At 40.6% G+C, this 12,894-nt stretch carries 16 protein-coding genes and 1 pseudogene; 10 read left to right on the top strand and 7 right to left on the bottom strand.

The annotated features are described in order from the left end of the window. Positions 1 to 313: 313 nt before the first annotated feature. From CWM52_RS26310 to CWM52_RS09930, 6 genes and pseudogenes are all read right to left on the bottom strand, one after another. On the bottom strand, positions 314 to 490 hold the full coding sequence (locus tag CWM52_RS26310; RefSeq protein ID WP_165785371.1) for a hypothetical protein: 177 nt from the start codon (positions 488 to 490) through the stop codon (positions 314 to 316). Continuing rightward, a pseudogene (locus CWM52_RS09950) lies at positions 487 to 594 on the bottom strand (colicin E3/pyocin S6 family cytotoxin); the annotation flags it as partial. The pseudogene CWM52_RS09950 and the gene CWM52_RS26310, both read right to left, overlap by 4 nt. 514 nt (positions 595 to 1,108) lie before the next feature. Further along, the gene (locus tag CWM52_RS26305; RefSeq protein WP_160703682.1) at positions 1,109 to 1,501 is read right to left on the bottom strand and encodes a hypothetical protein; all 393 of its coding nucleotides are present in this window, start codon (positions 1,499 to 1,501) and stop codon (positions 1,109 to 1,111) included. Beyond that, complete coding sequence (locus CWM52_RS09940; RefSeq protein WP_117433776.1) at positions 1,502 to 2,878, bottom strand: PAAR domain-containing protein; 1,377 nt, start codon at positions 2,876 to 2,878, stop codon at positions 1,502 to 1,504. Beyond that, positions 2,875 to 3,360, bottom strand: coding sequence for a PAAR domain-containing protein (locus CWM52_RS09935; RefSeq protein ID WP_100683949.1), 486 nt, complete (start codon positions 3,358 to 3,360; stop codon positions 2,875 to 2,877). The genes CWM52_RS09940 and CWM52_RS09935 overlap by 4 nt, the downstream gene beginning before the upstream one ends. 134 nt (positions 3,361 to 3,494) lie before the next feature. Next, positions 3,495 to 3,674, bottom strand: a complete 180-nt coding sequence (locus CWM52_RS09930; RefSeq protein WP_100683948.1) for a hypothetical protein — start codon at positions 3,672 to 3,674, stop codon at positions 3,495 to 3,497. A 363-nt stretch (positions 3,675 to 4,037) separates the two neighbouring features. Between CWM52_RS09930 and CWM52_RS09920 the strand changes: the two genes are divergently transcribed. Further along, positions 4,038 to 5,693, top strand: coding sequence for a tyrosine-type recombinase/integrase (locus tag CWM52_RS09920; RefSeq protein ID WP_100683946.1), 1,656 nt, complete (start codon positions 4,038 to 4,040; stop codon positions 5,691 to 5,693). A 35-nt stretch (positions 5,694 to 5,728) separates the two neighbouring features. After that, positions 5,729 to 6,205 (top strand): hypothetical protein, encoded by a 477-nt coding sequence (locus tag CWM52_RS09915; RefSeq protein ID WP_100683945.1) that lies wholly within the window; start codon positions 5,729 to 5,731, stop codon positions 6,203 to 6,205. Between the two features lie 29 nt (positions 6,206 to 6,234). On the opposite strand, the gene CWM52_RS09910 is transcribed toward CWM52_RS09915, so the two are convergent. Further along, a complete protein-coding gene (locus tag CWM52_RS09910) occupies positions 6,235 to 6,474 on the bottom strand; it encodes a hypothetical protein (protein WP_095097006.1) in 240 nt (79 codons plus the stop codon). Between the two features lie 1,954 nt (positions 6,475 to 8,428). Between CWM52_RS09910 and CWM52_RS09905 the strand changes: the two genes are divergently transcribed. The 8 genes from CWM52_RS09905 (at position 8,429) to CWM52_RS09875 (ending at position 12,103) form a co-directional block, all read left to right on the top strand. Beyond that, positions 8,429 to 8,617 carry a hypothetical protein gene (locus tag CWM52_RS09905; RefSeq protein ID WP_100683944.1) on the top strand — a complete coding sequence of 63 codons (189 nt, stop codon included), beginning with the start codon at positions 8,429 to 8,431 and terminating at the stop codon, positions 8,615 to 8,617. 72 nt (positions 8,618 to 8,689) lie between these two features. Then, positions 8,690 to 8,875, top strand: a complete 186-nt coding sequence (locus CWM52_RS09900; RefSeq protein WP_100683943.1) for a hypothetical protein — start codon at positions 8,690 to 8,692, stop codon at positions 8,873 to 8,875. 54 nt (positions 8,876 to 8,929) lie between these two features. After that, positions 8,930 to 9,781, top strand: coding sequence for a hypothetical protein (locus CWM52_RS09895; protein WP_100683942.1), 852 nt, complete (start codon positions 8,930 to 8,932; stop codon positions 9,779 to 9,781). Beyond that, complete coding sequence (locus CWM52_RS26105) at positions 9,736 to 10,101, top strand: hypothetical protein (protein ID WP_133121737.1); 366 nt, start codon at positions 9,736 to 9,738, stop codon at positions 10,099 to 10,101. The genes CWM52_RS09895 and CWM52_RS26105 overlap by 46 nt, the downstream gene beginning before the upstream one ends. Beyond that, positions 10,101 to 10,238, top strand: coding sequence for a hypothetical protein (locus CWM52_RS26300; protein WP_165785370.1), 138 nt, complete (start codon positions 10,101 to 10,103; stop codon positions 10,236 to 10,238). Before CWM52_RS26105 ends, CWM52_RS26300 begins: the two co-directional genes overlap by 1 nt. Next, entirely contained in the window at positions 10,238 to 10,879 is a 642-nt protein-coding gene (locus CWM52_RS09885; RefSeq protein WP_100683940.1) for a phage baseplate protein, read from the top strand. Before CWM52_RS26300 ends, CWM52_RS09885 begins: the two co-directional genes overlap by 1 nt. A gap of 121 nt (positions 10,880 to 11,000) precedes the next feature. Further along, positions 11,001 to 11,378, top strand: coding sequence for a hypothetical protein (locus CWM52_RS09880; RefSeq protein WP_100683939.1), 378 nt, complete (start codon positions 11,001 to 11,003; stop codon positions 11,376 to 11,378). Positions 11,379 to 11,656: 278 nt separating this feature from the next. Next, positions 11,657 to 12,103 (top strand): hypothetical protein, encoded by a 447-nt coding sequence (locus CWM52_RS09875; protein WP_100683938.1) that lies wholly within the window; start codon positions 11,657 to 11,659, stop codon positions 12,101 to 12,103. Positions 12,104 to 12,894: the final 791 nt, after the last annotated feature.

The raw sequence follows: 12,894 nt of genomic DNA, 5'->3' as shown, positions 1-12,894 counted from the left end.
GGCGGACATCGACACTCTCCGTGGCTGAGCAGGGAGGATAAATCGGGATCGGGATTTGATTCACATACCTGCGGGTAAACAGACGTTATGCCGAGGGGGATTCTGCGCCGGAAATACCGGGTTTTCCGGCTAAGCATCTTTGACAGCTGCTGACGTGTGCACTTAAAACATGTTAACTTACCTTTCGGCCTTGTCGGAATGCTTCGCGCGTTTCGTTCAAACTCATAACGTTAGCCCCGCCTCTGTAGTCAGAGTCCCCTGCTTGAACAGAATAATCCTCCCGGCTGCAGCTGGGAAAATCTCAAAACTACCTTCACTTTTGATCAGTAAGGTTCCTGCCCCCAAGTCCAGCCACAAAATCGTTATAGTCCTCTTCGGTCCACCCCATGACTTTACTAATCTCGGGAAGTTTCTCTTTAGGCACTTCAACCTCAAAAACAAGTAGTTCATCTACGCGATCAAATGCATCAACAGTATAAATAATTGTCATTTCTCAACCCTTCTTGTTGGATCTGCCGGTTTGGTCTGCTCTCCTGATACAGGATCAAACTCCCCGAGATGATTTCGACCTGAACGATCATACATTTCAACTGTACCGTAGGCAGAGGTTGCGACTCTGGATTATTGAGTGTGATACGCCCGGCGTTGGCACTGAATGCAGGTGGAGGTGACGGGGGCTGTTCGGGGTATAATCAAAGATTTCACGAATGATGTTATTCTTCGTTTTGCAAGCGCTAATCGATTTATGCCTGTCAGTCTGAGTATGGCTGATTCAGAAAAGGCGCAGGCGTCGAAGCTGAAGAAGAAAAATAAAAACACATTTAAAATCAATCTATTGAATTGTTGCTGCTTATGGTCGTCTTCATGATGTGTGACAGCTTTAGCAGCACTTTGTATCACTGCTTTTATGCACACCATTTCCGGGCCTGTGACAGGCCTCACTGTCAAACATAAGCCTGATGAATTCGCCGAATGATTTTCATGTTGCTTTGCTCCAAATGGACAATAATTTCTCTGTTGTAAAAGGGTTGCGGAAGGGGACACTGACGGAATTTTCTGAGATATTTCAAGGGTAGGCCAGCATCACTGCTGGCTTATTTTAGGGATGCTATCGAAAGTATAACACTGCTCCGGCGATAACGATTGATACCAATCCTAAAGCAGAGAAAGCGTACTCGACGATAAACCAGTTTTTGAGGTGAGGTGGCAAGTTTCTGATAAATGCAACATCATCATTTGTACTGTCAACTGAGCTTTTACCAAAGATCAAAGGGTTCACGATAAAGTTGATCTTTGCTGCATAACCTGAGCTAAACCCTATAGAATCGGCATTATCGAAGATAATCGCTCCGGCAGGGAGAGAACCAAACTTTTCTTTATACAGTGTGCAGATCGTGGAGAAACGCTTTTTGTTGAGAAATGAGAGCAACGCGACCGCGATACCACAGCAGAGGCTTAACCCCGCGAATCCGCAGATAATCAGATCAGATAGAGTGAACATTTATTTAACAACCTCATAAATTTTCTCTCCTGCAAACTCCCCAACGTTGCTACCAACCTCACCGACGCCATAACCAACTGCACCAGATACGATTACACCACAAGCTAATGCGCCAACTGCCCCAACTTCTACGGTTAATGCGCCGAGTACAACCGAACATGCCGCAGTAGCGCCGCTGTACACTGCTGAAGATGTGTAAATACCCGCAGCAGTACCAACACTGAATCCGCCAACCTGAGTAAATGCTGCTTTTTCACAATCGCTTCCAACGGTGCAGGCTTCATAAACTTTGTCCAGCCTGTTAGCTCCATCGAGAGCAATACCGACATAGCCAACTGCTTTCATCATCTTCACGTATTTTGCTGCGTTCTCCATGAAGGTGGCGTAGCCTTCAATGTCAGCAACCCCTGTCTGATTCCAGTGGTGAGTGATAGAACTGGTCGAAAGTCCTAATGCTCGCTTGATGTCCGGGTAGTCTTGCAATGCGAGTTTGTGACGGGTGAAATCAGTGAGAATGCTATCAAGTTCACCGAATAGCTGACGTCTTTGAACATAGAACTGCTCGCTGATCAGTGAGCCGCTGGTAATGTACTGATTTTTATACGCTTGCTGAATCTTGGCCAGAACACTTTCGATCTTTTCAAAGTATTTTCCCGCAGCATCTGAGGCAATCCCGGTTGTCGTGCTGGCACGAGAAGTGAAAAGATCAATGGTATCTTTATTCTTATGCAGAAAGTTTGCTTCCTCATGAGTCAACGGGGCTAAAGCGGCATCAACTCGCGCTTTTGCTTTTTGCATATGCGCGATCTGTTCGTCGTCCTGCTTATCAGGGTCAACCACCAGCATAATAGAACCCGCTTTGTATTCCTTACCTGCTTCATTTAATGAGCGGTATAGCTCGCGTGTTCCTTTTGGCTGATCACCAGCAAACAGGAAGCTTTCGAAAGTTTCGGTTGTCGATTTTTGAGGAACTACGCAGAAACCCGCATCTACGCCAGTCCGCTTTTTCTTGGCAGTCTGTGCATGTTGTTCAGGTTCCGTAGTAGCTTTAATCCATGCAGGGTCCGGTCTTGGAGTATTACCCATCCATTGACCCGCGGAAGAGATAAGGATGTTAGATCCTATCGGGCAGCCACAAATAACGGTTGCACCATTTCCAGCGGCGATTCTGCCTTCAAGGTTCATCGTTGGGATGTTACCGATTATCTCGCCAATTTTTCCGCATTTAGGACAGGGCGTAGTTTTATCGCCGTGTCTCAGTGCTCCCAGATGTGCGTTTGAAAAGTTTGGCAAACTACTAAGCCCTTGCGCTCCCGTAGTAGTTTCATCCCCGTGAAGTCCTTCAGGAATTCCATCCCATGTTGAGCGGTTACTCATGCAGTAGCCTCATCAGCCAGAAAATCCTCAGGGAAAGGTATGCCTCGACGCACTGGACACATCACCCCAGATTGTGGGGTACTGATAATCTCATCCCCGTTATCCAGTTTACTTCCCACTAAAGCAATGCCACGACCTTTGCAAGTCTTGCTCTTTCCGGTACTCGTCGCAATACGTGCGGTAGTCCCGTCGGGGTAAACAACTTCATCACCTTTCAGTGCAATGCTCATCATTTCGCCATTTTCAGCCTGCATTTTAGCTTCATGGTTAGTCTCGTGAACGATACCGCCCCGGCGCGTAAGACTCCCAACAGTGGCAAAGCGGTAGATGCCTATAACAGGATGGAGGCGATTCGTTTCTCTCTGTTCGGCAATAATGGCTCGCGCGCTTTCAGTCATACTCGCTATTTGTTCAGGGGTGAAAGTCGGTTCGTTGAAAGATGCCTGGATTTGAGCGGTAAATTCATTGGTGTACTGTTTCATAAGTCCCTCTACGTAAATTGAATTAGTTCAAAACATTATTCATTGTATAAATAATATCCTTTCACAGGAAATGGTTTTTCCAGAAAATGAAACTGTATTTCAAATTATTTGCATGCTGAATGTATTGGTGTGATTCATTCAGCTTGCGAAATATCGAAGGTTTTGACCGCAGGGCATTTTTTTGATTTCGTAATGAAGGTAAACGTGCCAGCGACGCTGCTTGTGTAAATGCAAAGAAGCTCACCTTTGGGCAAAGGTTGAGACTCAGGATTATTGAGGGTGATACGCCCGGCGCTGGCGTTGAAGGCCACCATCAAACTGACCCTGACCCCGAATATGATCCAGCGGAATGTATGGACGGATCTGATTCATGATCACTTCGGCTTGTTTTTGGCTGTCAGTACCGAGACTCATACGTACAAAACTAGTTGAATCATTTAGTCTAAAATTCGTGTAGTATGTGCGCCCACGAATCATTGTGTGTGACAGCTTGTGTGACACATTGTTTGCCATGCTGTGTACCATGAAATAGTTACAGATCAGTGAGTTAAGTTTATTTTTCGACTAACTCGTTGTTTCGCAAAGTATATCAGACGCCTGGGAAGGCCATAAATCTACATCATAAATCAAGTCGTTAGCGTTAACTCTATGAAATGTAAAACAAAAGGGTCAACGCAATGGGTAACAGAGTGGACAACAAAGCCCCGAAATTCACTACCAAACGCGGCAACACTTTCTACATCAATTTTCGTCTCCCTGATGGAACCTTCTTTCGTCGTAGTTTAGGCACTGATTCTTTGAAAGCTGTGCAGGTGACGATGAGTCGTCTAAGCCCATACATCCCCCTTGTTCAAAATGGTTCGCTATCCGTCGAGCAATTCAAAATGCATATTGACGGTTTCAGAGAAGCCACTCAGCGCGATTTTGATACCTATTTGTTGGATTGGTTGAGGCTAGGCGTTGATGAGGTTAAGCGGATGCCGGAACTCGGACGATTGAACAAGTCAATTTTCCCTGATAGTCCTATTTCAGCATCAAAGAGTGTTGAGGAGGCTAAGGGGCAATCTGAGACCCTTCTAAACCGTGTCTATAGCGGGGATGACTCTACCGCTCGGATGTTACTTGCCACTCTGCACCAGAAGAAAGTTTCTTTCGGTCAAAATGACGTAGAACAAGCTTATGAGGTGGCGGGTCAGATTGATATGCACCAGACCATGCTACACCAGGCTTATGAGGCGTTCTATGCTGGTGATATTGTCCGTTATCGTGCTCTTGTTGAATCCATGCAATCACAATTGGCTGAAACTGAAAAGCTGAAGCAGCCAGCAATTAAACAGGCTGTTGTAACTGTTGATGCTCCTAACGATGACACTACACCGTTACTTTCTGAGGCCTGGAAGCTGTTTGTGGCTGAGAAGGGGAAAACCTGGGCTATCACCATAGCTCGTGAGAATAATCGTTTCTATGAGGTGCTGATGCATGTTTTAGGGGATATTCCTGTGGGGAGTATCACCAAACAGCACATACGCCAAACACTGGCAGTGATTGAGAACCTGCCACGCCGAAACGTGAAACCCTACTCAGAGATGACGTTAGAGGAGTGCATAGATTTTGATGTTCCTGAAGACGATTTGATCAGTAGTGCCAATGTTAAAAAGCACCTCAAGATTTATTCCTCGTTTTTCAAAGTTTTCCTTAAAGATGAAAAGGATATCTTAGAAAAGGCTCCCACTGAGGGGATCAAATATGAGGTGACGGAGAACAAGGGCGGACATTACTCGCGGCCTGAGATGCAACGGCTCATAGAACGGTTATCTACGTTTACCGATTGGCGTAAAGACTACTTCCTTACTTTAATTTACACCGGTGCTCGCCGGGGTGAAATGGCGGCTATACGCAAGGAGCACATACGCAAGGATGAGGAAACGGGGCGTTACTACATCTTCATTGAGGATGGTAAAACGGAACACGCACAGAGACAAATCCCAATCAGTAAAAGTATTGAGGCGCTATTGTTAGCTCGAATTAAGCCCCTTAAAGATGGTGATCTTGTGTTTAACGACTTGCCAACCTACGAATATACCGCTATTCAATGGCGTAGTTTAATGGACGATTGCAATGTTCCGAAATACAACGAATTTGGACAGAAGCGCGTTATCCATGCATGCCGCCATACCTTCATATCGGAGGCTATAGCGAAAACGGGTAACGCTGCACTCGTTCAATTCGTTGTCGGACATAGTAGAACGCAATCGCTAGGCATAACAGCAAGATACACACACAGACCACCATTGCATGATCTATTACAAGTTGTAGATAGTGTGAACTGGTGATATCACCCATTTGAAAGTTAACGCAGGTGTAGCCAATGGCTGGAAATATCAGAATTTATTATGACTACGAAAATACTGAACATACTTTAGATGTATGGTCTGACGCAAACTCACCACTAAAAAGTGACCCGGAAGTAATCAATGCTGTTTTGGCTGAATTACCGGGACATATTGCACCAAGTATCAAACGTGTTGTTGAGTTAACAACAGACGGAAAACCTATGATATATGATGAGTTTCGTATAGAAGACCCCGACACCGGTCTCCCATATGGCTTACTTTATACAAGACTTGGGCATGATGGCTGGGTTTATCTAAGCGATATCAATAGTTATGGTGCACGTATAGGCAAGGAACTACAGGGGGAGTATTTTACGATGGAAAAGGGACATAATTATACCACGAATGATAAAAAACTCTTTCCTGCAAATGCTAAGGTTGATTGGGAGCGTTTAAGTGTTTTTTGTAATGAGCATGAGTATCATTTAATTCCGTGGTCTCCATCATTATAGAGTTTACGGGGTTTTACATTCTTTATAAATCAATTACTAGCCTCTGTATCAAACGTTTTGGCATAGGGGCATTTTCCTTTAGTTAAATAGGTGAATGTGTAATTGCTGTTCTCATAGATGCATAGCGTTTTTCCGTTCTCCGTCTGTTCCTCCTGTGGGTTGGTTAGGGTGATTTGTCCGGCTCTTGCACTGATACAATAGAGCAGGGCTAGCACAATGAATGCAGGTATCAGCAGTTTTAACAGAATGCCTTTCCCGTCTCTTTTCATGAATCCTCTCCTTAGTGAACCAAGTCACCGTACATCACCGTACAATTAGCAGAAATGCAAGAACATGATCACTGCTGAACACACCCCAAATGCGACCCATTCTCATTTAATTCATAATTTCAAAATATCCTATAAATTTCAATGTGATAACATTTATAAACTCTAGTTTGCATAGTGTTATGTTATGCGGTGACTATGCATACTCGCTGCATAAAAGTTTGAATAAAGACAAAGTGTTATTGCAAAGCTATAAAATTCAATAAGTTATTGTTTGGTGGGGTAGGTCACGCCATCGTAGGCGACAGGTTGAACATGTCTTTAATGATAATGATTCTTAATATCATTTGTAGTTGAAAATTGATTGTTTTTGCACGAAAAGTTTCATTCGAAATGATTACGTGAAAACTCGTTCAACACCTTCCCGGTGTCCTCTTGCACATTACATAGCCTGTAAGCCCTGCTACGCCTGGCTTTGTCTCTCTTTGCACAGAATACACTATTGCACAGAATTCCTCTAAAACAGCTTAAAACAGCCTCTCTTTTCATTGATTAAAAGGGGTATTAAAGAGTGAATTAATGCATATTAAACGTTAATTAAATTGTATTTATTGCACATGAATATTGTTATGTGTCCCCAGCGGGGACAGATACACATTCTATGATAATTGAAAGTTACGAAACGGAACTTTCATGGGACAACTACCCCTGTTAATATTGATAGGGGTTAATGTTGAAAGTGCCAAAACGTAACTTTCAAACTATCGAAAGTGCCAAAACGTAACTTTCAATCCCAACGAAAGTTCCGAAACGTAACACTATAAGACTAATATATATAATACTAAATAAATAAAACTATCTTTTAATCTTTTAATAATATTTAAATGATGATCTAGGCGTTGGCCTTGCCACCCTACGGGAACGCCTAATAGTATATGACAGCTCCGCGTCATGAAAGATTCTGGCATAGCTTCCACTCCTCTTCGATTCGTGCAAACTAGCCTATGGCTAAAGCTCATTCGCCTAGCTCATTCACTAAGCCGGACTAATACCCTAAACACTCACACTCTATAATAAGAAGAAAAGCCCTTCTTATTCTTTCGTGCAAGCTTTTAAGTAACTTAGGTCTTTGCATGTAGATAATGTGAATGTTTCTTTTATGCAAATTCTAGTTTATTAAAAGACTGTTTTCTTTTTTAGTGAGAGTGAGGGTTGGACACGTTAGTGAACGTGCCCTCGAACGGAGAATACTTGAGCCTTAGCGATAGTATGACACTGAGGAGAATCTTTAAGAGAAATTGTCATGACAACTCGAAGAGTCCCTGCGGGTGTCATATATTATAGAGAGACATTCTTTAAAGAGACACACACACTAACACTCTCTATCTAATTAGAGAGGGTGTTTAAAGGTGTTTTAATGGTGTTTATACAGAATGTATTAAGAGAGATTCTATAGAAGCTTCTGTAACGCTCTCTAAGCGATTCTGAGAGCTACGGAGTATGATTCATCATCCTACCCCCTTAAAACGTCTCCTGAGCGTTCCTGTGAAGTATTAGGGGGTAATATAGCTTTCCTTCTACTATTAGTATGCAAAACTAAAAAGGGGACAAAATTTAATTACAATAGCGCTTATGTAAATAAAAAATGTCCCCTTATAAATGTTCCTGAGAATATATTATGCATACTAAAGCCGGATTTTTACACCATTATACCCTTTATCCATATAAATCAACTATGTAACATTTGTAAACCCTATTGACTTTTCGCAAGGTACTAAAAATAGTACGCTTTTTTGCATTTAGGTATTGACAAAAAGGTAGGTAACATGTTACTATTGGTTATATAAGGTGATATTTAAATAACTCTCATATCATTAAACCGCAACTAAACACTGCACTATGAGCCTTCGGGCTGCATGGTGTTATTACTTTTAATAACCAAAAAGAGGATAGTAATATGTCTAATTTCAAATACTACGATGTCCAGGCAATTCTAGATGCGCTGTTGTCAGGTGAACTTAAACGACTTAATGCAAAACGGAGTCAACACACAGCGAAGAGCATGGGACACTTGGACAGAGCAGAGCGCTATCGTAAAGCAGTGGCACTGTTTGATCAGATTCAAAGCATTAAGAAAATCAAATAACTTAAATAAGTTCGTGGATACCTTTAAACCACCAGTAGCCGGAAACGGTGATATAGATAGAAGGAAAATTCTTTGAAAACAGAAGACAAGGCGAGTCAACGCCGACCTAACACCTCCTTAATTCTCCCTAACGATACATTCTCAATTCTTTTTAAAGAAGCACGCCGCAGAGGAATTAGCGTAAGCGCCTTGCTTACAGAAGAAGCACAGACAATCGCACTCAAATATGCCTTAAAGCATAAGGAACAGGGAATTTAAGTAGGACAACCTACTAACAAATAATAATTGCGTATAGCAAAAACAGGGGCAATAATGCTTTCTATTAAAGAAATTAAAACTAAATATGAACATAAAGATGTAAACGGAAATGTAGCAGATACCTTTATAAAAATTCCAAGATACTTTGAAGATATAGAATTTATATACTCAGATTCATTAGAGAAAGGTAAAGTTAAGTTCTCTACAACAATGCAAAAACTTTACTGTTACCTGTTAGGGTGGCAAGAGAGCGGGTTAACTTGTTATGAGGCACACGAAGAATTATCTAACGTATGCAGATTAAGCAGAAGTAAAACAACAGAACTTATCTTACTAATGGAGAGAGTAGGTTTAATAAAAGTAGTTAAGATAGAAGGTAGACGTAATAAAGAATTAATTGCACTTCCTATTACAGACTCTCATTTAAACCCACCTGAATCAATCCATGCAAGCCCTGTAGAAGACGTTAAGCCGATTTCTAATGCAATACCACAGGTTGTTATAGAAGAGCCAGCACAGTGCGATACAGAAGCTCTCAGCGACGATGTAAAAGAATGTCCATTCTTTACCACTTCAGAGGAAGCCTTTAATAATGAATCAGAACCTTCTCAGGAGTCATCTGATTATAACTACATGGAAGATGAAGAAGAGATTAATACCATCTCAATAAAAGATAAAGACTATCTGATTGCAAGGGCTAACCAATTCTATGCTAACCATGCAGTAGGTGACTCAGAAAACACTTTATCAAGTCTACTGATTAGTGAGATGAATATAGAAGGCGTTCATCTTGATTTTGTCATAGCACATTTCAGACAGGAAAAAAGAGCATTCACAGAAAGATTTAAACAGGAGAATAAATGTCAAGAAAACCACAGTGCCAACAACAAATTTATGAATATTTAAAAGAACGAGGCAACAACCTCTACTCTCTAAAACAACTAGCAACAATATTAAATATCCCCCCTGAAGATGTCAAGTCTAATTTATCCTCCCTATCATTTGATGATGTTGTTCAATACGAAATGACGAGTGCAGACACATTCTATATTTCAAATATTGCAGAATCGTTTGGTGAGCGTGCAGTGGATGAGATCGATAAATACTGGCAAAAACAGACAAAAAAACTTATTAAAATTTACAAAGAGCAGGGCTATTCTCCTGAACAATGTTCAGAAATTAGTGATATCGACCTACAAACAGTAAACAAATATTGGAGTAAATAATGACAGCATTAACAAAGAAGGAAATCGATTTACTTTTTAAACTCTCAGAGAATGCAGGGATTGAAGTTTGGGAAATGGAAACCCTAATTATTCAGAACTATCTACAGGACCTCATCGAACGCCTGGAGGCTGAATAATGGCAACTAATGTAAATTCGACTGCTAATTCAAATTCAAGTAGTTCTACAGTAAAATCTGATAACGGGTATTGCATCATCTCATCAATGGAGAACGGCTCAGTCGATACCTATATTCAAACATATCAATCCCTATCCTTCGATGCATCCCCTAGTATTAAACGAACACGTAATGCTGAAGTTACATCTTACGCTGTTGAATCGGGACAGGATGTTTCAGACCATATTCAAATCAAAAACGATAAATTCTCTGTAGAGGCCTACATAACAGAGACACCCCTTGAACTACGAGGGGATGAAATTAGTGCAGCAGGGGTTAACGGAGGCCGTATAAAAGCCGCCATCGACTACCTGGACCAGGTATTTGAGAACCGTCAAACGATCACATTTATAACTCGTGACCACATCTACGATAGCGTTGTGTTAACAGGGATTGATTACAGTTATACGGATGAGGATTGTATGAAATTCTCCCTATCATTTGAGAAGGTGAGGCTTGTTACGAGTGCAACCGTTGATGGAATAGCCACCAAAACAAAATCTACTACTAACAAGGGTAAGACAGTAAAAACTAAAGCCAATACAACTTCTGTTAAAAAAGACAGCACAGTAACAAATATTTCAAATTCATATCAATCCTAATTAAATACGTCGGAGCTACCAATGGAATACATGCAATCCCTAATGTCATTCATGCTATGGGGCATTTTAATTTCTAACCTAACACACAATATCAAAATAAAATATAAAAACTGGAGGAGCGTTGAGTAAAAATAGAAACATTCTAAATATTAACAAACTTCAACTTAGAGCAGTAGGCAGAAATAAAAGAAAATCTAAAGAGAATAGCGTCCCTAAATGGGATGCCATTCTGGAATATACAGAATCCCCAGCACTCACACAAGAGGAACGAGAAATCATTGATAGTATTTGTGATAACAATAATGTTTATTTTAATCCTCGTAAACGAATAACCACCAAATTTAACGATGAATTAGAAAGATGGCAGGCATTAGGTTTTAAGAGTGAAGATGAGCATATTGCATGGAAAAGACTGAATAACAGGGATGAGGCCAGCTCCACTTATACGGACCTTGCAGACACCATTCTAAAAATTACACAAGGCCAGAAAATTGACTGAATATAATACAATATATGAAATGGTGAAGGCATACGCCGATTGGTGTAATGACAACGATTTGTTACATGGGCGCACTGACCACCCGGACGGGGAGTATTACATGTATTTCACCTCTGGAAAAATAAATCAGAGACAGCAAGATACAGTCGTATTCTGTTTTACGAAAGAAAGGAACAGTGATAACAAATATCCTTCTTACATGATTCAGACAAGCTGAGAATAAATCAAATATAAAGGCCTGTAAGGGGCTATAACACACTTTAAATAAAAGAGGTATAATGAGCAATATTAATAGTATGAGCCGCCGTGGTCGTGGCAGAGAAGCGCTGGAACAGTATAACGAACAGATGGCCCAGGAGGCCACTAAAACACCGCTTCAGATTGAACATGAATCACTATCAGAGAATGTTCCACAGAGAGACAAGGCGACACCCTGGGAAATACTCCTCGCCACTGTAGAGGATCTAGACGTAAATCAGTCCCTGTTCCTGTTAGAAGCATACAACGACTTCTATAACTCTCCCTCTACAGAAACACTACGCTACGCTGTAGATAAAACACAATATATAAATCAAAAAATCAGGGGAATTAATGCAACACTCAATTGGTTTAATCAATCGAAATTTGCTAATACCTCTGAATACCAGGAGGAGATGATTTATATTCTGGATGTTCTCGTTAATATTCAGAGTGAAATTACACAGTTTGTAGACAATCTCGAATAAGGGGCGTAAGCCCCTCTTTTAATTGTCATTTAATTCCACTTTTAAAGTGACTTGAGCGTATTTTATTTCACTTTTCTATTGACATTTCTTTATTTTAATGTTATCCTTATATTAAGGGTAAGATATTTCAGAGAAGACACTACCTCCTTATAGATTCTTCATTCTTCTGATATTGCACTTTCTTCGTTTTGTTAATTGGTCATTGACTCCAAATCAGAAACGTTTACTTTCCAAAGGTTTTGTTTCTGATGGGAATTAGGCTGCTTTATATTGCAATCACAGTATAAACGCTTTTAGCCTTCTTCTCTGAACTATTTTCCCTATAATTTATTAGAATATACTAATAAATACTACCAAACCGCACATCTTTTTTATTTTTCTTATATAAGGCAAAATGAAGGGGAGTCCTCTAATTTACGTGGATGGTAGTATTTTTTAGTGTATATCTACATAGGTTGCACATTTTTGTTATTGACATTAGTCAATGGCTTTTATTTTATTATCTATTACAGATAGTTTAACAACAAGTTAAGAATTAAGCCCTCTGGCATGTTGGGAAGCAGGAATAAAGGATTGCTTTGTCATTATCAAAAAAAATCATTGGGTAGCTCCGATGAAAACAGGAGAATAGAAAACTCCTCCCATTAGTGAATTAGGAAGCGCTGAATGGGTTAATAATGTTGCCGCATTTATTTTCTACTCAAAGAAAGGCACCTATTACCAGTGGGTGCCTTCTTTTTTACCTCACTTGAAATAGATTTATTTCACTTAAAATAGCACTTTCAAAGTTA

This window comes from Raoultella sp. T31 (assembly GCF_002806725.1).
GTDB classification, from domain to species: Bacteria; Pseudomonadota; Gammaproteobacteria; order Enterobacterales; family Enterobacteriaceae; genus Klebsiella; species Klebsiella electrica.
The sequence above is the reverse complement of the archived record's forward strand: the minus strand, read 5'-3'. Positions and strand labels throughout refer to the sequence as shown.

What these genes read in the sequence shown, in the direction of transcription:
- CWM52_RS26105 (WP_133121737.1), top strand. Translation starts at nt 9,736, where the DNA reads ATGTCAAGAAAACCACAGTGCCAACAACAAATTTATGAATATTTAAAA.
- CWM52_RS09915 (WP_100683945.1), top strand. Translation starts at nt 5,729, where the DNA reads ATGGCTGGAAATATCAGAATTTATTATGACTACGAAAATACTGAACAT.
- CWM52_RS26310 (WP_165785371.1), bottom strand. Translation starts at nt 490, where the DNA reads ATGACAATTATTTATACTGTTGATGCATTTGATCGCGTAGATGAACTA.
- CWM52_RS09875 (WP_100683938.1), top strand. Translation starts at nt 11,657, where the DNA reads ATGAGCAATATTAATAGTATGAGCCGCCGTGGTCGTGGCAGAGAAGCG.
- CWM52_RS26300 (WP_165785370.1), top strand. Translation starts at nt 10,101, where the DNA reads ATGACAGCATTAACAAAGAAGGAAATCGATTTACTTTTTAAACTCTCA.
- CWM52_RS26305 (WP_160703682.1), bottom strand. Translation starts at nt 1,501, where the DNA reads ATGTTCACTCTATCTGATCTGATTATCTGCGGATTCGCGGGGTTAAGC.
- CWM52_RS09920 (WP_100683946.1), top strand. Translation starts at nt 4,038, where the DNA reads ATGGGTAACAGAGTGGACAACAAAGCCCCGAAATTCACTACCAAACGC.
- CWM52_RS09940 (WP_117433776.1), bottom strand. Translation starts at nt 2,878, where the DNA reads ATGAGTAACCGCTCAACATGGGATGGAATTCCTGAAGGACTTCACGGG.
- CWM52_RS09895 (WP_100683942.1), top strand. Translation starts at nt 8,930, where the DNA reads ATGCTTTCTATTAAAGAAATTAAAACTAAATATGAACATAAAGATGTA.
- CWM52_RS09885 (WP_100683940.1), top strand. Translation starts at nt 10,238, where the DNA reads ATGGCAACTAATGTAAATTCGACTGCTAATTCAAATTCAAGTAGTTCT.
- CWM52_RS09930 (WP_100683948.1), bottom strand. Translation starts at nt 3,674, where the DNA reads ATGGTGGCCTTCAACGCCAGCGCCGGGCGTATCACCCTCAATAATCCT.
- CWM52_RS09935 (WP_100683949.1), bottom strand. Translation starts at nt 3,360, where the DNA reads ATGAAACAGTACACCAATGAATTTACCGCTCAAATCCAGGCATCTTTC.
- CWM52_RS09910 (WP_095097006.1), bottom strand. Translation starts at nt 6,474, where the DNA reads ATGAAAAGAGACGGGAAAGGCATTCTGTTAAAACTGCTGATACCTGCA.
- CWM52_RS09905 (WP_100683944.1), top strand. Translation starts at nt 8,429, where the DNA reads ATGTCTAATTTCAAATACTACGATGTCCAGGCAATTCTAGATGCGCTG.